Below are 23,343 nucleotides of genomic sequence, written 5' to 3'. Positions count from 1 at the left end.
TTTTAGTATAAACAAATAACACTTAATGGGGTAAATAAAATGAGTGATTTCACAAATATTCTTCTTCGCTTTGACGGCAAAGTATCGATTGCTGCAGGTTCCGCGCCGATCAAGGTTAGCGGTTCCAACGGTGCTGATACGGTAGCCATTGAGCGCGGTGTGGAAGTAGTTCTTGATGGTTCATTCAATCGCGGCAATGACGTGATCAACTTCACTGGCCTCGCGACGTCTTATTCCATCGTTCGCTTGGGTTCCTCGAGCGTGAAAGTCACTGATGCGCAGGGCACATCTGTTACTATTCCGGTTGGCTCAGTCGGAGCCACCCTTCAGTTCGCCGACGCATCGCGCGAGCTTGTAGGCAGTTCTTCTGGCATCACGCTTGGAAATCAGTCGGTGACCAGCGCGACAGCCCCTGTCGCTGCGGGATCTGGAGTTGTTGCTCCTTTTGCTCCGAATGATGACATTGGCACGCTCCCCGGTGCTGACTCATCGTCATCGAACATCATGGTCCTTTCGCAGGGCGCAACGGTGGTCTTCGGTGAAGAAACCGACCCAACCATTGTTCGCGGATCAAATGGTGCGGATTCGATCACAATTGCCGAAGGTACGGTGGTCATTCTTGATGGCTCTTTTAACCGTGGCAATGACACTTTGACCTTTGAAGGTCTCGCCGAAGATTATGTTATCACCAAATCGGGTAGCTCGGCAGTTGTTATAACCGACGCCGCTGGCACGTCAGTTACCATCCCGGTCGGCGTGAATGGCATGACCGTCAATTTTGCTGACGATTCGCGTCAATTGGTCGGCGGTGCAGACGGACTGTTCCTTGGTGACCAGCAAGTTACAAATACTCCTACTGCAATAGCCGATGGCGATGGCGCCCAGGTCGTCAATTTCCACACGCTCACCGAAGCCTATACCGGCGGTTCAGAAGGCACGCCTCCTACATTTGAAGTGTATTGGGGCTACAATCCCAACGGCACGGAAAATGACAACAGCACCGAAGGTCCGTCCGATGGCGGTATCCCATTGTCCGAACTGGTGGCCTTTGTCACCACGATCACAGGACTTGACCTGGCCGAGCTTGGCCTGATCGATGATGATGGCACGGGTCCGTTCGATAATGTGACGAATCTGACGATCAGTAACGCCACGACCCTAACAGGGGAGGTGGAAGATTCCTCGGCTGGCAGCAGCCCAGTTCTTGAAATCAGTTTTGCTGATGGCTCGACCCAGCAGTTCAATATCGAAGCGCAGATCGGGGAGCAGTATTTCAAGTTCTTGAATGATCTGCTATTCGATTCTGAAGGCAACAGCCGCCTGTTCATGAAGGAAGTGGATGAAGGTGATTCAAGTGAAGACCCATCACTTATTCCAATCGTCCTGACTCCGACTGAAAATAACGGCGGTACTGTCGAAGGCGACCGGACGAGCAGCAGTGACGACACCATTGTCGCTGGCCGCCTTGAACTGCTGCACCAGGCCTATATCGATGGGGGTGCTGGTTACAACACTCTCGAAATCGATGCCAAGGGCACATATGCGCAGCCGCTAGAACTCCTGAATATCCAGGAAATCCGCGTTACCGATCTGCCCAATTTCTACACTGTTGGTGATAGCGGCAGTGGTGATGGCTATCTTGAAAACACCGAAGTCACCGATGCTGACCTACCCAATCCGATTGGCACTGGATCCGATAACTCGTGGATTGACCTCACTCGCGCGGGTCAACTGGACCTACTGGTCGTATCCGACCAAGGCAATGCAACCGCGTCCAGCGGCGATCTCACGATCGTCGGTGTTCGCAACGGTGCGACGCTTCGTCTTGAAGGCGGCTTCGACAGTGGCGACACGACCATCCAATATGCCGATGTGGATCCTGACGGTCTTACTGTTCAGCTCAACGTTGGTGACGTTACCGAAGCCATCAACATTCTGCAGAACTCTGCCGTGCTCAATATCGAGAGCGAGGGCGTTTCCAACTATCTGCAGGAATTCTTTGGTGGTGGCCGTCTCACGAACCTCAATATTTCGGGTACCGGCCGCTTTGCAGTCGATGGCGATCTCGACGACAGCTTTGAGGATGATACGCCTGTTGTTATTGATGCTTCTGCCAACAGCGGGGGCGTTGACCTGAGGCTGACCGGTTCGCAGAACGTCATGGTGGCCGGTTCGTCCGGCGATGACCGTTTCTCGATCACCACAAGCGACGACGATGGCGGGCCGATCAACGATGAAACGGTTACGATCACCGGTGGTGAGGGTAACAATTACTACCAAGTTGATGGCGCTGAAGTTGTAACGATCACCAATGGTGATGGTAACAATAATTATGAAGTCTTTGCGGGTCCTTCGGGCCCGGGCCTCCCGGCGGTTGGTCAGGTGACCATCACGACGGGCAACGGTGATAACAAGTTCGAACTCGATACCGTGGCTACTGCTGTGGTCACTGCCGGTGATGGCAACAATCGCGTGGAAATTACCTCGCAGGACAGCTTTGACTACACTGATCCAAGTCAAACGCCTGACTGGCTGAGCGACCTTAAGATCGATCTGGGGGACGGTAACAACAAGATATATGTCACCGCCTCTAGTGATTTTGTCGGCAGTTCGGCTGTGGTTGATATCAATGTCGGTACCGGCAACAACGAGATTGCAGCCAGTGGCCGCACGGTCGACATCTCGACAGCGGGCGCAGGTCCCAACACCATCTATGCACTTGGTGAAGCGATCACGATCAACAATGCAGCAAGCTCCGGCAGCACGATTGTGCTCGGAGGAAGCGGCAATGATTTTGGGATGATGATCAACGAGCTGGGCGGTAATAGTCCAACGGGCATTCCGCTCAATCTTGACGACAACTTCCTCGAACCCACCGTTCTGTTGAACGTCCAGGCGGGTTCTGGTGCGACCGTTGTGCTCGGCCTTGAACAAGGGCAGGTCACTCTTACCGCTCTCCCAGGATCCGTAATCTCCGGTCAGGACCTTACGCTTGATGTTCGGACTGTTGCAGACATGCGCGCAGCCGATCTGAACGGCGTGACCGGCGTTGTGCTTGACGATGATAATTTCACCATCGGTCAATCGACCACAGCCAACAACGCTGTGGCTGGCGGAAATGCTTCGGTTCTCATTGTGACGGACGAGCAATTCGCCGAAATCGGTGCCGAGAACTTCTCGGTCGATGGCGCGATTTTCAACACTCACTCGTTCGTGAAGATCATCGTTACCGAATCGACCTCGCTGACCGCGCTTGGCGTGGATGATTTGCCGCGCAATATTGACCTCATCCTCGAAATCCAGGACGGCGTTACGCTTAGCATGACCGCTGAGCAGCTCCACACCCGTGTGGCACAAAACGGCGTTACACTTGCCAACGACGGCAACACGGACGTTGCTAATGGCAACGTTGTGATCACTGGCGGTGGGATCAATTTCGATCCATTCAACACCAGCGACACCGTTCAGACCGATATCGGCGGAGTGGTCTATTATGGCGGTTCGCTGTCGAGCGACTTCGGCGCGCCAGGTGCTTACTTCAACGTAAACGTGAACTCGGTATTCGGCGGCTATGATCGTCCGGCTGATGCGCCTGCTGAAGTTGTGTTGACCATTGACAGCAACGTCACACCTATTGTTGGTGGGTTCACCACCTTCCACAGCAATCTGGAAATTGTTGGCGACGATGACATTAGCTTTACCGGTCCCATCAATCTTGGTGTAACTTCCGGGACGGGCGGTCCGAATGCGGTGCCATTCATCATCGATTTCTCGGCCCTTGACGGTGAAGTTGTAAACTTTGTTGTCGACGGCTTCGAGCGCTTGGCTCAGGGCGGCGGAATTTATGGTAACTCGGACGCAGGTTATGATGCAGAAGTTTTGATCAGCATCGCCGCAGACGATAACGCGCCTCCAGGATGGGACGCAGCCAATCAGGATCCATTGGTTTCGCAAGGTGTTTCTCAATATACCGTTGTCACCATTGATGGTCCGACGGCGCCAGGAGCACCTGGCAGTACAGCCACAATCGTGCTCTGTGATAGCGTCGAAGATCTCGAAGTGTTTGCACTCCGCGGCAATTATAACGACACTCTGGTGGTTGTTGATGCGGCGTGGGGACTCGATTTTGAGCTTCAGGGTGGCGGCACTGCGAAGGCCGAAGGTCCAACAGGAACCTCGAACGTCGGTATTCTTGATGCAAGCTATCAATGGGCTGGTGCCGAAGCGGTTGTGACCATTGTTCATGCGAATGCAGGGGACACGCGGCCGATCCATGTCGAAGGAATTTCGATCAACAACGCTATCTCGATCGAGATTGTAGCTCCTGAGGGCAACGTTGTTATCGAGAATATCGATGGTAACGACGGAAACGGGGATGACTATGTTGAATCCTTGACCCTTACGGGTTCGGGCGATGTTACCGTAGTCGATGATCTCCCAGTCACGCTGGAAAGTATCGATGCTTCCGGTGTTGTCGGGGATGCTTCGTTCTCCGTTAATGATCCCACTGCTAACGGCATCACCATTGTCGGCGCACAGGGCGGATCCACGATCTCGCTCAATGACGTCGAAGCTGGTGACATCGCAAGCATTTCAGGTGCAGGCCCTGTAACGCTGGTTATTGGTGAAGATGATGCTGATCTGTCGTCCACCGATCTTACCAACGTCACGGGCGTTGTTCTTGAAGGCGGCGCAGAACTAACCCTGACCCTCGAGCAAGCCGATGCAATCGGAGCAGACAATTTCTCTGCTCCTGACGGAAATGGATCGCTGGTCCTCGAAGATCTTGGCGAACAGCCATTTGCGATCGCGAACTATGGTCCAGGCATTACGGTTGCAGTGGTCAGCATTGTCGATCAGCCTGAAGTTACGCTGAACCCAGCTACTGACTTGACCGGCATTGGCTCTCTGATGGTTCCAGAGGGCGTCACCCTCAACCTGACGGCTGCGCAATTCCAGCAGCTTACAGGTGACGGAACGATCACGATCATCGATACCGATGGAAATGCTGGTAATGATGCCATCAATGTCAATATCACTGACCTCGCTCAGGCGGATGTAACTCCGGGCTTCGTGGTTACGGGCGTTGACGTTGGCGGTGGTGAACTGACCATTACTCTGGCTGAAAGCGTTGTCTTCACCTCGACCGCTGCCAACATCTTCGAAGGTGTTAACGGCGAAAAGGCGACCATCAACATCGGTGACGGCCTCAAGCTGACACTGGCTGAGATTACCCAGATTGATGAAATGGACATCAACGGCGGAGCTGGGTCTACGGTAGAGTTCACCGACGTAACCGGCTTCCTCGTGAATGTGGACGCCTCGGGCCTCGACGTAGACTTCCTGCGCTTGCCGGCACTGCTGGTCTCGGGCAACAATGTCGACTTCATGTTTGAAGACTTGTCGGCGCGTGTAGAAAAGGTCATCTACGAAGGCATCGGTACTGTCGAGGGTCGTGCCCAGTTGGTCACGGTCGAAGAAGGTACCACGATCTTTGGCGACATATCGTTCAACGACTATCTGCTTGGCACTGAAGTCACCGACCTTGTGGTTGATCTTCAGGGCGGCACCTTGATCGATGGTAACCTCATCTTCTCGACTGTTCAGGTGAATGATCAGAACGGCAATGGCACCTTTGACGGTACCGACACTGTAGAGCTGGTTCCGACCTACCTGCAGCAACTGACGATCAATTCGTCGGGGACGGCGGCAAACACCATCAATGGTGATACCGTCAACGTCATCGACGGGGACGTCACTCCTGGTGCGTTCGGTCCTGCCGTTGGTATCGGAAGCCGCGACAACCAACTGAAGTCGGTGACGATCAACGCCACACAGGCTTTGGAAATCCTTGGTGAGATCATCTTTAGTTCGCACGGTTCTGATCCCGAAGGTACGTTGAATAACGAGCCAAATGACGGCATCACTGCCAACAACGATAACGCGGCAATCGCCACTCTCGTTGTGAACGGCGACTCCGACGTCACCATCGGCGGCCTCGACACCTCCGATGGCGACATCGACGGGTTGAATGTGGTCAACAATGGTACGGGTACGCTGTTTGCGACGCTTAGTTCCGCTCAGATTGACGCCACAGATGCGCTCAGCTTCACCGGTGGTGACACTCAGTTGACAATCGAAGGTCCCGTCGATCTATCTGATGACGCGATCCCGGCTGTTAGCCAGATCACCATCAATGACGGTGCAACGCTCACTCTCACGCAGGCACAGCTTACTGCCATCGGCGCTGAGAACATCAATGATGGTGAAACAAACGGTAATGCCAATCTGGTCATCACCGAAGTTGGTTCCGATCCGTTTGATGCCGGTGATCTTGATCCGGATATTGGCCTTGCGATTGTCCTAGAGGACGATGACGTTGTTCTGAACGGTGACTTTACGGGTGTGACTTCCCTGAGTGTTGCTGAAGGCACAACTCTGACCCTCACCGCGCAGCAGTTCCAGCAACTCGCCGGAAATGGCACCATCACCTCCTACGATACTGATGGTGATAATGGTGATGGCAATCCATATAACCTTGTCATTACCGGTCTTACGCAGGCGGATGTCGATGCTGGTTTCAGCCTTGAGGATGTCGTTGGCGCAGCCGATGTTAATATCACTCTTGGTGAGGCTTCGGTTGATCTCGGCACGTTCGGAGACGATGGAGCTCTCGAAGTGGGCAGTGCGTCGGATATCGATACCGACGATGGCGTACAGGCAGACTTCATACTGACCAACGGGCAGAGCCTTGGATTGGTCAATGCGGGCCAGGCCGATGGCTTGACCGTGGACGGTACGGGCACGACGACGGTATCTTACCTGTACACGCCGTATTCCGTGATCACACCTGTCGATGCTTCCGGACTTGATGTTACCTTCCTTCGTGCGCTTGCTTCCAACTTTACTGCAATCGCATCCAATGTGGAGGTCACGATCGATGATCTGGCCAGCTCGGTAACGCTGGTACTGTTCGAGACTCCGGATATGATGGGCTTCCTTGATCCGACATTCCGCGTTGTGATTGTGGAAGAAGGCATTACGACCCCTGCCGGTCTGATCTTCAACGATGCAGATATTGGCGACGAAGTTCGTACGCTTGACCTCACGCTCGAAGGCGATGTCACGATCAATGGCGACCTGTCGGTCCCATCGCGTGACAACAAGGATGCCGGTTCAATTCAGGTATTCTTCCAGCAAATGACCATCCGCTCCGAAGGGGACGAGGTGAACACCATTGCTGGCGATGTTGATACTGTCTCGGCTTTAGCACCGCTGTTCTCCATTAACGAGAACAACCTGCTGGCTATCGATATCATTGCCAATCAGGATTTCGTGATCACTGGCGATGTCATCTTTAACGCCGTCGGTAACGATGCTGTGGGCGCTGGTGGCCATCCGGATTATACGGGTAACTTCCAAGACCAGGTCGCAACCCTGACCATCACCGGCGCTAGCAATGTGACCATCGGCGCGCTCGACACGTCCGATGCTGACATTACCGGTCTCGTGCTCGATCTCACCGGCTTCACCGGCGTGCTTGATCCGGACTATAATGCCGACAACACGGAAACCTGGACAATCACCAACGACAACGTGGATGCTGGCACGGCCATCTTCCAGGACGTCAATGACGGTGGCTCGGGTGATGATGCTGAACTCAGCGAGATTGACGCTTCCGACTTCGATGGTGATCTCACGATCGAAGACCTGCAAGATGTTGATGATGGCGACTTCACCTTCACTTCGGGTTCCGGTGTCAACAATGTTACACTGAGTGACAGTGGTCTCGACAATCTTGGTGCTGACAATCTTCCAGGCGGTATGGGTCTAAATGCTGACACGGCGGGTTGGACCTATGATTTCTCCGACGCTGACGTTGGCAGTGAGTTCCACCTCAATAACGACCTAAGCCTTGCCGATCCTGGTTCGACCTTGAACATCTTCCTGGGTGACAACACCACGCTGTTCATCGATCAGACCATGGATCTAAGCAATCTTGACCTGACGATTACCGGTAATCCGCCAACGCTCGTTGTTGCAGATGGTGCCACGTTGACACTGTCCGCTGCACAAGCAGACGGTCTGGTGATCGAAGGTGAAAGCGGAGCTGCTTCCACCGGTGTGGTCAACATCGTCAACCTCGGTGATGATCCAGTTGATCTCAGCGGTATCAGTGCTGATGTTGCTGGAACGGCGACGCTGGAAGATGATGACGTTACTCTTGATCCTACAACGGATCTTGGTGACTTCAGCATCACGCTGGACTCGATTGATAATCTCAGCACCTCGCTTGCTGGTCAGACCATCCGTTTCACCACGGTTGATCAGGCAGACGCCCGCGAAATCATCGTCAACGAGACTGCCAATGGCGGGCTTGACGATAATGACAGCTCGACCAACGTGGTCTTCCTGTTTGATGACATCACTGCACCGATCGATACCGGTGACTATGATGGCGCCATCGGACGGCTGTGGGTCACACCTGAGCTGATCAACAACGAAGGCGGTGACGTGGAACAACTGTTCACCACGCTGCCGAGCACGATCCTTCGGGTTGAGTTCTCATCGCTGGCTGAACTGGATGTTCTGTTCAATTCAAACTCGGTCGACCGGATTGTTGAGTTCGTTCACTTCACTGATCTGAACGACCTCACCTTCAACGATGTCGGAGGCTCTCCGGATGAATTCATCCGTTCGCTGGACCTTCGGTTTGGTGGTGAAGTCACCATCGGCGACGTCGATGTCAGCAATGTGATCGTCGGAGCCAACATCGATCCTGACTCGGTCTACTTCAACGGCATCACGCTGAATTCGTTCCGCGCTGTTGGACGTGAATCGACAACGGTTGGTGAGACACTCGCTGCCACTGATTACCGCAACGACAATGACGGCGCTAACGAAGTTGTATCGGGGCCGGACAATGAGAATGTGGCACCTGATGCGCCGAACGTTGTTGGGGACATCTCGGGTGATGACACCAATGATCAGATCGATCTGCTCGATGTGACCATCAATACGCAGCTGGATCGGGACAACAATATCCCGATTGGCGGCCAGACGGTCGGTATCGACTTGAACGGCATTGACAACACTCGCGGTGAAGCCATCGAAATCGGCACCATCACGTTCGACTCCTCGGGCGTTGCCCCGACGGCGCTGGGCGCGACACACACCGATCCAACGACGGCCAACCTTAACATCACGGGCGAAAACGACGTCACGATCGCGGCCATCGACACGAGCGATGCCGATATTGTGAACCTTGTCATGGATCTGACCGGCTTTACGGCGGTGCTTGATCCGGTGCTTCTGGTCGACAACACGGAAACGGTGACGATCACCAATGGCAATAGCCTTTTGGGTGAGGCCATCTTCCAGGATGTCCAGGGTAACGAACTGAGTGTCTTCGATGCTGACGACTTCGACGGTACGTTGACGGTCAACTTGTCGGAAATCGACAGCAGCAACGAAGATCGGACGGTTGTTCCTGATGGCGATACCACCGATCCTGAGGATGAGGCATTTACCTTCACCTCCGGTGCGGGTACCACGGTGGTCACCTTGGCCGCAGTGGGTGCAAACACTCCGACGCTCGACGCCGACAGTGGGTGGACCTTCGACTTTGATGATACGGATGGTGCGTTCAACGGCGGGGCTAGCCAGCTCATCATTGATGAAACGGTTGTCTTCGCGGCTGACAGCAATCTGACGCTGATCGATGCATCGACGTACATCACCGGTGATGTTGATCTGAGTGAAGTGAACCTCACACTGACCAATAACTCTGGCGATGATGACATGCGCATCTACGTCGAGGCGGGTAACTCGCTGACAATCTCGGTCCAACAGGCACTAGACCTTGCGCTTGGTGACGTTGAGATCGTGGGTGAAGGTACCGTGGTCCTTGTTGGTGATGCCACCGATGTTGACGGTGCTGTTCTCGGTGCAAACCTGAAGACAGCAGTTGTCGACGCCTCGGCGGTGACGATTGTGACTGCTGCAGGTCCGGGTCAGGATGCCACCTTGGCGTTCGAACTCACCCTCACCGGTGCTTTAGCACTCAATGGGACGACGGCCATCGGCCAGACGGTAATCGGTTCGGACTTCGATGATGTTTTGACGATCGAGCCTTTCCCCACCGATGCTACTCTGGATTACTCCTACTTCGGTGGTCTTGGTGATGATACCTACTTGGGAGTGCCAGGGTTTGGCGGGGATCGTATCTACAACGTTGACGCGGGTATTGACACCATTCCATTCCTTTACACGGGTAATATAGCAGACCCAGAAAACGATCCAGCAACGCTTAACGGAACACTTATTGTTTCAGCTGGAGCGACGGCCAACGCGAGTGTTTATGCTGGGCCTGGATTTGCTGCGACTTCCGAGACGTCGAATGCCGGGGTTGCAAACATCACTGATACCAGTGGAAGTCCTGTAACAATCGATTTGTCACTCGCTGGTGGGCCGAACGGCTACAACATCACCGGTAGCGGCAATGACGTGCTGATTGGTTCGGACTTCGTTGACACAATCAACGGTGGTAACAACTTTACCGCAGTTGGTGGTGCCTTCGATAGCCTGACGGGCGGCGGAGCAGGCGATACGTTTGTCTTCGATGTCCAGATCAGTGCCGCTTCCTCGTTTGTCCAAACTGTCACTCAGGCAGGGATTGACCGCGAGGAAATCGACTTCACTGGGATCGCCGATGGAACTGGTGATAACGACGTTGATGCGGATGAGTTCGTCCAAGTGACATATACTCGCAATAATGGTGCACCGATTGTCGTGACTGTGAGTGATGGTACTTATGGTTCTGATATCGACTTCAGTAACGCAGCCTCGGTGGCGAATGCGGTGGCTGACATGCTTGACAATCAGGCCGGTGTTGCGGCGACTGTATTGGCCGGCAATGTTGTAAGCTTCACTGGTGACAGCGGAGCAGGTGTGACCATTACGGGCGTAACGTTCGGGGGAGATGTTACTACTCCGCCAACTTCGGTAGCTTACGGCGGCACCTTCTTCGGTGATGCTCTTGTTCTTGAGGATCAGGCGCAGATTACAGAGGTCGAAATCGTTGGTCCTCCGTCTGCGGGTGACGTCTACAGCTTGACGACGGACTTTGCCTCTGGTGGTAACGTACTTTCCAGCTACACAGCAGGAACAGCTCCAAACCCTGCGCTCACTCCGGAGGCTGTCGCTACTGGTCTTGAAAGCAACTACGTCGATGGGGAACTTACCGGAGTGGTTCTTGGTGCTCCTGATGACAACATCATCGAGTTTACGGACACCGATGCGGACAATGGTGGTTTCTCGGTCAGTGTCGATGCCAACGCAGCCTTCGCTGGGTCGGGTGCTTCTTCTATCCTTGATGGAGACGATGAAGACTTCACAAGCGCTGACATCATCTTCGACTTTGATGGGGTTGGTGAGGGTGACGAGGTATCGTTCGGACTGGGAGCTGGGAACGGTTCCAACTATGACGAAGCTGCTGAAGTGGCGGATTACGCTACTGCCTATGCTAATGCGAACATCGAGTTTGCGGCATCTGGCGGTTCGTTGATGTACTACTTCACATCTGCCACTGACCTCGATGGTAATCCAACCACCAATCTGGTGGGCGGTGACGAAGGTGCAGGCCTCCTGTTCGTCGATGCCAACACCGATGGTCAGGCCGATATGGTGGTCGTCATCCTGAACAACACAGAGGACACCTTCAGCGCCGGCATGATCGCCTAAACTGGACTAAACTTCGCAGCGCGGCTCCAATCGCTCTGCCAGACAGCCCCCCGGTTCCTTCTTGGATCCGGGGGGTTTTTTTTTTGGGGAAATGCGCAAAAAGCGGTATCTTATATGGAGAAGCAAACCTGCATCTCCTTTCACCTAAAGCGGCCTCCGGATCATTTCAGGGGGTCCTTTTTTTTGCCCGAAAGGAATTTCCCCAATGATAACCCTACGCACCGCTGCGGCCGTCAAAAGTACCATTGCCCTGCTAGCCGACAACCCACTGCGCGCCCTGCTGTCACAGCGGATCGACCAACTGACCAACGCATGGGAAGGCATTGACCTAAGCGACCTGACGCACTTCCTCATAATGCAGGCCGGAGACACGGCGGCGGACGCGGAACACGAGCTCGGCTGGTCCCTGCTGGTCAATCCTGTGGACGGTGCCCGCTTCGGTCAACCTGACTTCACGCCGTCTTGGGAATGGATAGAAGATCACGGCGGCTGGTTCGAGGCAGTCTACATCATCAGCAATGACGGCTTCGGCATAAGTCTTTTCGTCCAAGACCATCCAGACGCAGACCCCGAACTACTGGCCCTGTGCCGAACCTGACTAGCCCAACCTACAACCAACCGGATGCGCCACTGAGGCGCTTTTTTTTTTGCCCAATCAAAAGGAAATCAACATGGACAAACCAATCATCGCAGCGCTGGCCCTGACCGTATTTGGAATAGGCTACTGGGTGGCACCAAAGGAACTGCTGGACGAAGAGGTGAAGCATACCGGCTTCCTGCAGGTCGACACGTCGAAGATACTCTCCGCCACCGTTGAAAGCTTGAGGGCAAAGAACAGCCTCGTGGTCTGGTCGTACAAGGGCACAGTTCGGGTGAAAGTCCATCGGGAACGCTACTGGATCTTGAACGGCACCCAGGAACTGATCGTGCCCGCCGTCGTCGACTATCGGCTGGATCTCAGCGATCTTTCACCGAACTACAATGAAGAAGCGAAACTAGTCACGGTGCGGCTCCCGAAACTGGTACTGTCTGATGTGGCGTTCCAGCCGGAGGAAGCCACGACCATCAACGGCGGTTCGCTCAGTTACAGTGATGACACCGTGCAAGCCCTGGGCAAACTCTCCTACCGCGCCGCCCGCAAAGGTATGGTGAAACAAGCACAGCAAGCAGCGATGGTCGCCGTCGCCAAAAGCAGAGCTATCGAGAATGTCGAACTGCTGTTTGAATACCCGCTGCGGGCGGCCGGGCAACCGTATGTCCGGGTCGTGGCCAAGTTCGACTAACCAATCGATCAACCGGGCAGTCGCGGGAAGAAAGGAAAAACCCGACATCCTGCGCTGCCCGGAATTATTTAAATCAAATAAAAATGCAGCGACCCCTTGAACCGGTGTTGCGGCAATCCCAAATCACCAGCGCCGAGACACAAATCGGCAGTATTACAACTGGCATTAAAACTGAGCGTTAGCGCGTGAAGCGCACCCTCCCTTCCCGATAACGGGCACCGGTTTTACGAAAAGACCGCTGCTTCGGGTTACTCAGTTGAAAGCCTACCCAATGAAAATATCAAAAACTACACCGAACGAAGCCGGAGGTTTCTGGAAAAAGTTCGGCATCACCAAAATCGATAATCCAACACCCGATACGCTGATCGGCGTGATCCCCGATGGAGTGGTCGCCCTTACGGCGGTCGGCCAGGACCAGATGGATGCCCAGACAAAAACATTGTCAGCAATCGGAATTGTTCCGGGCGTCATGGCCAAGGTCAAAGACGACGAACAGCTGGTGCTTTATAGGCTCGACGAGTCAGTCCCCTTGCAAGCAATAAAGGAGCAGCTGGGCGACAAGATGAGCGTCCACGGACCCGGTGAGCAAGTTCCACTGCCTTCGGGTCGTTTCTTTGATGCAGAGCAATATGCAAGCCATGTCGGCGACCTGTCGGTGCTTGATCACCTTGAAGAATACCAGACAAGCCACGATCAACCCACCGGCGCGTTGACGGTTAGCGGCGGTACCAATCACTTGAAGCCGATTATTGAGAACCAGTCGCTGTCATTGACGCAAATCTTGCCCATCAAACCTTGGCGGCCATTGCGGATCGATCCGGACCTGTTTCCCGACCACGACGGCAGAAAAGTACCGACGACGGTCGATAACATCGCCTTCCTGCTTGAGAAAAATGGCATCACGGTGCGCTACAATGTCATCAAGAAAAAGACCGAGATCGTATTTCCGGACATAGCCGTGACGACCGACAACGCCGATAATGTTTCGATGACACATATCATCAGTCTCGCCACGAAAAATGGACTTAGAACTGACTTGGTGCCCGCCTCCGTTGAAGCGATCGGTGATCGCAACGCCTACAATCCCGTGAAGGACTGGATCGAAAGTAAGCCATGGGATGGTCACGACCGGCTGGCTGCCTTCTACGACACCCTGCGGGCCAGAGATGACTATCCAAAGGAACTCAAAGAAATATTGATGCGAAAATGGTTGCTTAGCGCCGTCGCGGCCGCGTTCATGAAAACCGGCTTCAAATCCCGAGGGGTGTTGACCCTGCAAGGGTCGCAGGGGCTGGGTAAAACCAGCTGGGGTCAGCGGCTGATCAACGATCCTGTCCTGGCGAGCTCGGTCATCAAGACAGACCATCATCTCGATGGCGGCAATAAAGACAGCCAGATTGGGGCGATCACTCATTTCATTGTTGAAATCGGTGAACTGGAAAGCTCGTTCAAGCGAGATGTTTCACGCTTGAAGGGGTTTTTGACGGCAGATCACGACAAGCTGCGCAGACCATATGCTCGCGCCGAGGCAGAATATCCTCGTCGAACTATCTTCTACGCGACCGTCAATCAGGCGGATTTTCTCGTGGACAACACAGGCAACAGCAGGTGGTGGACGATCCCCGTTATTGAAATCGATTACGAGCATGACATTGATATGCAGCAGCTGTTCGCGCAGCTCGCCGTAGACTTCGAGAACGGGGATACTTGGTGGTTGACGCAGGAAGAGGAACTGCTGCTCGCCGCGCAAAATAAGCTGCACAAGAACTACAGCCTCGTTGCGGAAATACTCGCCGATTACATTGATTTTGAAAAGCAGCCTTGCCCGGAAGACCGTGCGTACACCGCCAGTGAACTTCTGGTGGAGGCCGGCATTGAACGGCCGACAAATGCGCAGGCAAAAGAATGTGGTGCGATCCTTCGTGAAACCTTCGGTGAACCAAAGCGGATTAACGGACGCGCTAAGTGGCGGCTGCCACTGTGGATCGATCCTGAATACGATGTTTCTCCGGTACAGGCAAAGACCCAGGGTTGGAAGGATCAAGATAAGCGCAACTAGCCAGAGGGGGGCAGGGGCGGCAAGTTTCTGAAAGTTCCACGGCCGTCAAGAACAGGCCCGCGAGCAGTCTGCCGCCACCTGCCCCCACCTGCACAAGCACCAACCACCGCTCCAACCCCCATCAAAAATAACAAAAAATCCCAAGGGGGGGGGGGGGAGGGGTAGCAAAAACGTAAAACTTTAGGAGAAAATTTATGACATTCACAACCGCCGCAAGTTTGCGAAATCTGCCGCCACCTGCCCCCACCACTCCGCTCGAATTGGTGGATAAGCGGCAACCAACCAGGAAACTTTGCCGCCACGGCCAATGGGCTTGGAAAGCAGATTCCTTCTTTGACCAGACAAGCCAGCAGCAAAAATCAATCGCATGGCCAATTGATTCTTCACTGCTGGCTCACCCGGGCTCGACCCTTAGCTCTTTGCCCCAATGCCCAAGCAGGGACGTCCACCGCGGCCGCCCCGGTACCCTAGCCCTATCCGCGACCGGCCGCTCTGTGCGGTTCGGATTTATCGAAATTTATTAAGGAGAAACTATCATGCCGAAACAAAAACTTACTGCCGAGTTCTGTAAGCTCATTTACTGCGATCTGCGCAAGAATAAGGAAGAGTTCTTCGACACAGAGATCATAGGCTTCACCGTTGAGGTCAGGCCATCTGGAAACCGCACATTCTATCTTCGCTACACCAACCAGAGCGGAAAACAGAAGCAGTATAGAATTGGCCGCTACGGCGATATAACCTTCGATCAGGCTCGCAAAAAAGCGCGGGAATTAAAAGCTGCCATTGTCCTCGGCGTCGGCGATCCAGCCGAAGAGAAAGCTGAAGCCAAAGCCGTCATAACCTACGGCGAATTGGCCATACAGCACCTTGCTCACGCCAAGACCTATCAAAGGGCCTATGACACCACGCGCATTTATGTTCAGCGGCACCTTGTTCCCCGCTGGGGGAAGATGCGTCTGTCCGATATACGCCAGCAGGACATCGGAAAATGGCTATCGGAAAAGGACCAGGACGGCCTTGCTCCAGCGACCGTTGAGAAGATCAAGGCTATATTCAGCCGGTCATTCGAGCTTGCCCTGCAATGGCAACTTGCCGGGATCACCGTCAATCCGGTGCGCGGCATCAATCGGCCCAAGTTCAACAACAAGCGGGAACGGTTCCTGTCGCCGGAAGAGGTGCAGCGACTTCTATTGGCTTGCGAAGCATCCGATAACACGCAGCTTCGCGCAGTTATAGGCTTGTTGCTTTATACCGGTGCCCGCGTTTCAGAACTGCTTTTTGCTGAATGGAAGCACGTAGATGTGGAGGGAAGGCGCTGGCTAATACCGATGTCGAAGACTGGCAAAGATCGATACGTGCCCTTGTCAAAACCGGCGCTGGAAATCATCGAAAAGTTGCCCAGGTTCGATGGCTGTCCGTACCTGGTGCCGAACCCCAAAACACAAAAGCCCTATTCGGACCTGAAGCGGGCTTGGCATACGGCAAGGACGGCGGCCGGACTGAGCGACGTGAGGATACACGACCTCCGGCATTCTGCAGCCAGCTTTATGATCAATGCCGGTATCGACCTGTTTGCAGTCGGTAGGGTCCTTGGTCATGCGGATCATCAGTCGACGATGCGCTATGCCCATTTGGCTAATGACACGCTGCTTGCGGCGGTCGAGGCTGGGGCGAAGCAGATGGCGGGTTGAAGTTGTTGTGCCGGACCTGTGCCCTTTAAGGGGGTGCAGGTTCGGGGCACGCTTCAACCTTTTTTTTTTTTGCCTGGTCGCGGTGCCGGCACGGGCAGATGGCTAAGAACCAGTTTGCGGACATGCAGGGCAACCTGAACCTGTCGTGCCGCTTACACCCATAATCAGACGCTTCGTGGGCCCAGCGTGGCCGAATTTTGGGAACCTATCAAACCAAGGAGCCTTCACTAGGAAAAGGTCAGAACTGCGCTCCAACGCACTGTGGGAATCCCGTGGGCAAAAGCGCACTGGCCGTCCCGCTTTACTGAGTAATGTATCATAATCCTCACAAACACCCCTGATTGCCCAGGCTTTACGGTTGCAGTGGTTGGCATTGTAGACCAGCCGGTCGTGACGCTGAACCCAGCGACTGACCTGACCGGCGTTGGTGCGCTTAATGTTCCAGAGGGCGTCACCCTCAACCTGACGGCTGCACAGTTCCAGCAGCTTACCGGTAGCGGAACGATTAACATCATCGATACCGATGGAAATGCTGGTAACGATGCCATTAACGTCAATATCACCGACCTCGCTCAGGCGGATGTGACCCCGGGCTTCGTGGTTACAGGTGTAAATGTTGGCGGTGGTGAACTGACCATTACTCTGGCTGAAAGCGTTGTCTTCACCTCGACTGCTGCCAACATCTTCGAAGGTGTTAACGGCGAAAAGGCGACCATCAACATCGGTGACGGCCTCAAGCTGACACTGGCTGAGATTACCCAGATTGATGAAATGGACATCAACGGCGGAGCTGGGTCTACGGTAGAGTTCACCGACGTAACCGGCTTCCTCCAAAGCGTGAATGCTTCCGGACTTGACGTTGACTTCCTGCGCTTGCCGGCACTGCTGGTCTCGGGCAACAATGTCGACTTCATGTTTGCCGACTTGGCCGAGCGTGTAGAAAAGGTCATCTACGAAGGCATCGGTACTGTCGACGGACGTGCCCAGTTGGTCACGGTCGAGGAAGGTGTCACCATCTTTGGCGATGTATCGTTCAACGATTACCTGCTTGGCACTGAAGTGACCGACCTTGTCGTCGACCTTCAGGGCGGTACGTTGGTCGATGGGAACTTGGTGTTCTCCACCGTTCAGGTGAATGATCAGAACGGAAATGGTACTTTTGATGGTACCGACTTTGTGGAGCTCGTTCCGACCTACTTGCAGGAACTGACGATCAACTCGTCGGGAACGGACACGAACACCATCAATGGTGATACGGCCAACGTCATCGAAGGTAACGTAACTCCTGGTGCCTTCGGTCCTGCCGTTGGTATCGGAAGCCGCGACAACCAACTGAAGTCGGTGACGATCAACGCCACGCAAGCGCTTCAGATCAACGGTGCGATCATCTTCAGTTCGCATAGCGTTGCCGCTGACAATGGAACACTGAATAACGAACCGAATGACGGCATCACTGCCAACGACGATGACTCTGCGATTGCAAGCCTGGTCGTGAACGGCGACTCCGATGTCACCATCGGCAGCCTCGATACGTCGGACGACGACATCGATGGTCTGAACGTGGTCAACAATCTGACCGCGGGCGTTCTGTCTGCCACGCTCAATGCCGCTACCGTCGACGCCAGTGATGTTCTCAGCTTCACCGGCCCCGGTGACACGGCACTGACCGTTGTTGGAGGTGTGGACCTGTCGAATGATGTGCTCACCTCCGTCGACACGATCACCATTGCTGACAATGCGGTGCTGACCCTCACGCAGGCGCAGTTCGATGCGATTGGCGGGCCGGACATCATTGATGGCGGCATGCAGGGACTTGCCACGTTGAACATCGTGAACTTTGGTTCAGGTGCATTCGATGCAACCACGATCGATCCCGATATTGCTGTCAATCTCACGCTTGCTTCGGGCAATGTGACGCTCAACGGCAATTTCACCGGTGTGGATTCGCTCAATGTTGTGGAAGGTTCGACGGTCACAATGACTGCCGCACAGTTCCAGCAACTGCAAGGCTCGGGCACTATCAATGTTCTTGATGGTCCTGACGCTCTTACGGTCGCCGGTGACAGCGGTATCAACATTGTTATCACAGACCTGACGCAGGCTGATGTGGATGCAGGCTTCAGTCTGGCGGGCGTTAACGTCGGCATCGGCGGAACGGTCAACATCACGCTTGGTGAAGCAACAGTCGACCTCGCCACGTACGATGCCGATGGTATGCTTGTTGGAAACGTAGCGGTACTGACCACTGCTGATACTTTAGGTGCGGTTGATCCTGAAACGGGCGGCGCCTTCACTGACGTCAGAGCCAGCTTCACGCTGACTGATGGGCAGACGTTGGGTGTGGCCAGTTTGGACCAGACCGGTAGCCAGACTGCTAATGAAGTGGATGCCACCGGTGGCCCACGCCTGGTCGTGAATGGAACAGGCACCACCGTTGTGGAATTCAAGTTCATCCCGCCGGCTGCGCCATTGTTCCCAGAACAGATCGATGCCTCGGGCTACAACGTGTCTGAACTGCGGGTTCTGGCTGGAATGTTCGGCGTTCCTGGTGATGCCAATGTTGAGTACACGCTCGACGATCTTGGAAACGTGACGCTGGTACTTTACCAGACGCCGCAGGACCTCGGCTTCCTCTCGGAAACTTTCCGTGTGGTCGTGATCGAACAAGATGTGACGACGCCCGGTACGCTGATCTTCAGCGATTGGGATCCAGGTGACGAGGTGCGGGAACTTGACATCACGTTCGAAGGCAACTCGCTGATCAATGGCAATCTCGCCATTCCAACCCGGATCGGCAACGGTCCGAATGGAGAGGTCCGCCAGTTCTTCGATGAACTGACCATCCGCTCGGAGGGTGCAACGGCCAACCGGATCAATGGTGACATCACCACCGCAACCGTGCTCGGAGCGCCAAATACGAGCGAGAACAACCTGCTCACGGTCAACTTCGTTCTTGATCAGGACATGATCGTTGGTGATGATGCGACGGCTCCCTTCGTCTTCACGACGGGTATCATCCGGTTCAATTCGACCGACATCACCGCGAACAACGCGACAGCAACGCTCAACACAACTGGCACCGGCGATCTCTTCTTGAAGGGTATCGATACGACAGAAGCAGTGGGCGGTACACCGGGAGACATCTCCACGTTGGTCATCAACAATAATAGTACTGGTTTGCTGACGATCACTGGTGGTTCCGACGCGCTTGAACTGGGTGTCAACAACACTGTGCTCGAGTTCAACGGCGTTGGCGATGTCCTGCTTGACACCAACACTGGCATGGATACGGATGCTACCGCGAACAACGGTATCGATGGTGGTTCACTGAGCAGCATCGACGCATCAGGCTTGTCGGGTAATCTGACCCTCGGAGTTATTGAGGACATCAGCGATGCGAACTTCACGTTCGTAACGGGTACCGGCGTCACCAAAGCAACTATGCTTGACGCTGCACTCGACAGCACAGGCGCCCTGCCTACCAGTGCCGATGATACGCCTGGCTGGGTGATCGATTACTCTGATGCTGCGCCAGGAAGTGAGTTCCACCTCAACTGGGGCACCGTCCTTGGCACCGAAGCGTGGGTAGACGGCTCGAAACTGTCGATCAACATGGGCCCGAACGGCACGCTGTTCATCGACGGTCCGACCGGCTCCTTTGTCGATCTCTCCGATCTGGTGCTCGACATCGATACGGTCCAGTCGATTGTGCTTGGTGATGAAGTCACGCTGATCCTCACGGCTCAGCAGGCCGATGGTCTCAACATCATCTCCGGCCCGAACACCGATGGCGACTTGAACCTCGGTACGGTCAATATCGTTGACCTGACCGATGATCCAGGCGGACCAGTGCCATTCGACCTCAGCGGGATCGCTGCCAATATTGCCGGCACGATTACTTTCGCTGCGACCGACGAAGATGTGACGCTTGATGCGGCTACCGATCTCGGTGCCTTCAGCATCACGCTCGAGGACAACTTCGGTGACAGCACGTCGCTGGCGGGTCAAACGATCCGGTTCAACACGGTCGAACAAGCAGATGGTCGCGAGATCATTGTCAATCCTGATGGTGGAACGGTTGGTGACAGCTCGACCAACGTGGTCTGGTTGTTCGATGACATCGCTGCGCCGGTGAATACCGGAGGCTATGATGACGCGATCGGACGGCTCTGGGTCAGACCGGAACTCGTCAACGGCGAGGGCGGTGACGTAGAACAACTGTTCACCGTGCTGCCGAACACAATCCTTCGGGTTGAGTTCTCGACGCTGGATCAACTGAACGTTCTGCTCTCTGCACAATCGATCGACCGGATTGTCGAGTTCGTCCACTTCACTGATCTGAACGATCTCACCTTCAGCGATGTTGGAGGTACTCCGGACCAGTTCGTACGTTCGCTCGAACTGCGCTTCGGTGGTGAAGTCAACATCGGCGACGTGAATATTAGCGATGTGATTGTTGGTGCGACTGTTAATCCTACATCGGTCTACTTCAACGGTATCACGCTGAACTCGTTCCGTGCTGTTGAGCGTGAATCTGCGACTTCGGGTGAAATCCTGTCGGCCGTCGACTATCGCAATGACAACGATGGTAACGCAGAAGCGGTCACTGCCACACAGAACGAAAACGTGGCACCGGATGCACCTAACGTTGTTGGGGACATCACGGGTGACGATACCAATGCTCAGATCGACCTGCTCGATGTGACGATTAATACGCAGGCCCTTCGGACCAACAACATTCCGAACGGTGGCGCCACAGCGGGTATCGACTCGAACGGCAGTGACAACACTCGCGGTGAAGCGATCGTGGTCGGAACGATCACCTACGACTCCTCGGGTGTCGCTAATCCAAATAGCACACACGCTGGCGGCATCGACAACGCTAACCTCAGGATCAATGGCGCCAACAACGTCACGATCACTGCGATCAATACAGCCGATGTAGATATCAACACTTTGACCATGAATCTGTCCGGCTTCTCGGCAATTCTTGATCCAGTGTTGAATGTCGACAACACCGAGAACATCTTCCTTGTGAATGTTAATGCAGTTTCAGACGATGACGGTGCTCTGGCAATCTTCCAGGAAGTGGAAGGCGATGAACTAAGCTTCTTCGATGCATCGGGTTACGATGCCAACCTGGAGGTTACGTTCTCGCAGATCGATAGTTCGAACGAAGATAGGGATGTTGTTCCCGATGGGATCACCCCAGGTGACGACACGGACGCAGCATTCACCTTCACGGCCGGCTCGGGTACTTCCGACGTCACCGTGGCTGCGATTGGCGGGAATATCCCGACGCTCAACGCCGACAGTGAGTGGATCTTTGACTTCGACGCGACGTCCGGTGCTTTCAACGGCGGGGCTAGCCAACTCATCATTGATGAATCGGTTGTCTTCGCGGCTGACAGCTATCTGACGCTGATCGACGCATCGACCTACATCACCGGTGATGTGGATCTGTCTGAGGTGAACCTGGTATTGGTCAACAACGACGACGTTGGCCCAGCTGGCGGTGATGACGACATGCGCATCTACGTCGGAGCGGGTAGCTCACTGACAATTTCGGTCGCACAGGCGCTTGCTCTGGGTGATGTGGAAATCGTCGGTGAAGGCACCGTCTTCCTGGTCGGTGATGCCTCCAATGCTGACGGTGCTGTTCTTGGTGCAAATCTGAAGACTGCAGTTGTCGACGCCTCGGCGGTGACGATTGTGACTGCCGCAGGTCCAGGTGTGGACGCTGAAGGAGAGTTCGAACTCACCCTCACCGGTGCTTTAGCACTCACTGGGACGACGGCTATCGGCCAGACGGTGATCGGTACGGACTTCGATGATGTTTTGACGATCGAGCCTTTCCCCAGCAGTAATACTCTGGATTACTCCTACTTCGGTGGTCCTGGTGATGATACCTACTTGGGAGTGGCAGGGTTCAGCGGTGATCGTTTCTACAACGTTGATGAGGACACTGACTTCATTCCTGAGCTCTACTCGAGTAATGTAGCAGACCCAGAAAACGATCCAGCAACGATTAACGGAACGCTTATTGTTTCAGCTGGAGCGACGGCCAACGCCAGTGTTTACGCTGCGCCTGGATTTGCTGCGACTTCCGAGACGTCGAATGCCGGGGTTGCAAACATCACTGATACCAGTGGAGCTGCCATAACAATCGACCTTTCACGGGCTGATGGACCAAACGGCTACAACATCACCGGTAGCGGCGATGACATCCTGATTGGTTCGGACTTCGCTGATGTCATCAACGGTGGTAATGACGCCAACGTTGGTGGTGATTTCGATACGCTGACTGGCGGCGGCGCGGGCGATACCTTCGTCTTCAATGTCCAGCTCAGCACCGGAGCTGACTTCACCGAAACGCTGATCACTCAGGGCATCGACAATGAAGAAATCGACTTCACGGGTATCGTCGACGACAATGGTGGTACCGAGACTGTCACCATCACCTACTCTCGCAACGGAGGCTCCAACGTCTCATACCAACCTGCAATGATCATGACCCACGGGCCCATTCGCGGCGGCCGATGGTCATAATGCGCCAAGGCTGATCGAC

6 protein-coding genes are annotated in these 23,343 nt (G+C 54.5%); all 6 read left to right on the top strand.

The genetic code is table 11. The annotated features are described in order from the left end of the window. The first annotated feature begins 39 nt into the window (after positions 1–39). The 6 genes from V7650_RS17215 (at position 40) to V7650_RS17190 (ending at position 23,324) form a co-directional block, all read left to right on the top strand. Positions 40–11,742, top strand: a complete 11,703-nt coding sequence (locus V7650_RS17215) for a beta strand repeat-containing protein (protein ID WP_335657449.1) — start codon at positions 40–42, stop codon at positions 11,740–11,742. A 205-nt stretch (positions 11,743–11,947) separates the two neighbouring features. Continuing rightward, a complete protein-coding gene (locus tag V7650_RS17210; RefSeq protein WP_335657448.1) occupies positions 11,948–12,340 on the top strand; it encodes a hypothetical protein in 393 nt (130 codons plus the stop codon). Positions 12,341–12,413: 73 nt separating this feature from the next. Further along, complete coding sequence (locus tag V7650_RS17205; RefSeq protein ID WP_335657447.1) at positions 12,414–13,025, top strand: DUF4230 domain-containing protein; 612 nt, start codon at positions 12,414–12,416, stop codon at positions 13,023–13,025. A gap of 271 nt (positions 13,026–13,296) precedes the next feature. Next, positions 13,297–15,084 carry a VapE domain-containing protein gene (locus V7650_RS17200; protein ID WP_335657446.1) on the top strand — a complete coding sequence of 596 codons (1,788 nt, stop codon included), beginning with the start codon at positions 13,297–13,299 and terminating at the stop codon, positions 15,082–15,084. A 536-nt stretch (positions 15,085–15,620) separates the two neighbouring features. Next, the gene (locus V7650_RS17195) at positions 15,621–16,775 is read left to right on the top strand and encodes a tyrosine-type recombinase/integrase (protein ID WP_335657445.1); all 1,155 of its coding nucleotides are present in this window, start codon (positions 15,621–15,623) and stop codon (positions 16,773–16,775) included. Positions 16,776–17,138: 363 nt separating this feature from the next. Continuing rightward, complete coding sequence (locus tag V7650_RS17190) at positions 17,139–23,324, top strand: hypothetical protein (RefSeq protein WP_335657444.1); 6,186 nt, start codon at positions 17,139–17,141, stop codon at positions 23,322–23,324. Positions 23,325–23,343 lie beyond the last annotated feature (19 nt).

This window comes from Parasphingorhabdus sp. (assembly GCF_036964565.1).
Lineage (GTDB): Bacteria > Pseudomonadota > Alphaproteobacteria > Sphingomonadales > Sphingomonadaceae > Parasphingorhabdus.
Note: the sequence above shows the minus strand (reverse complement) of the source record. Positions and strands in the feature narration are given on the sequence as shown.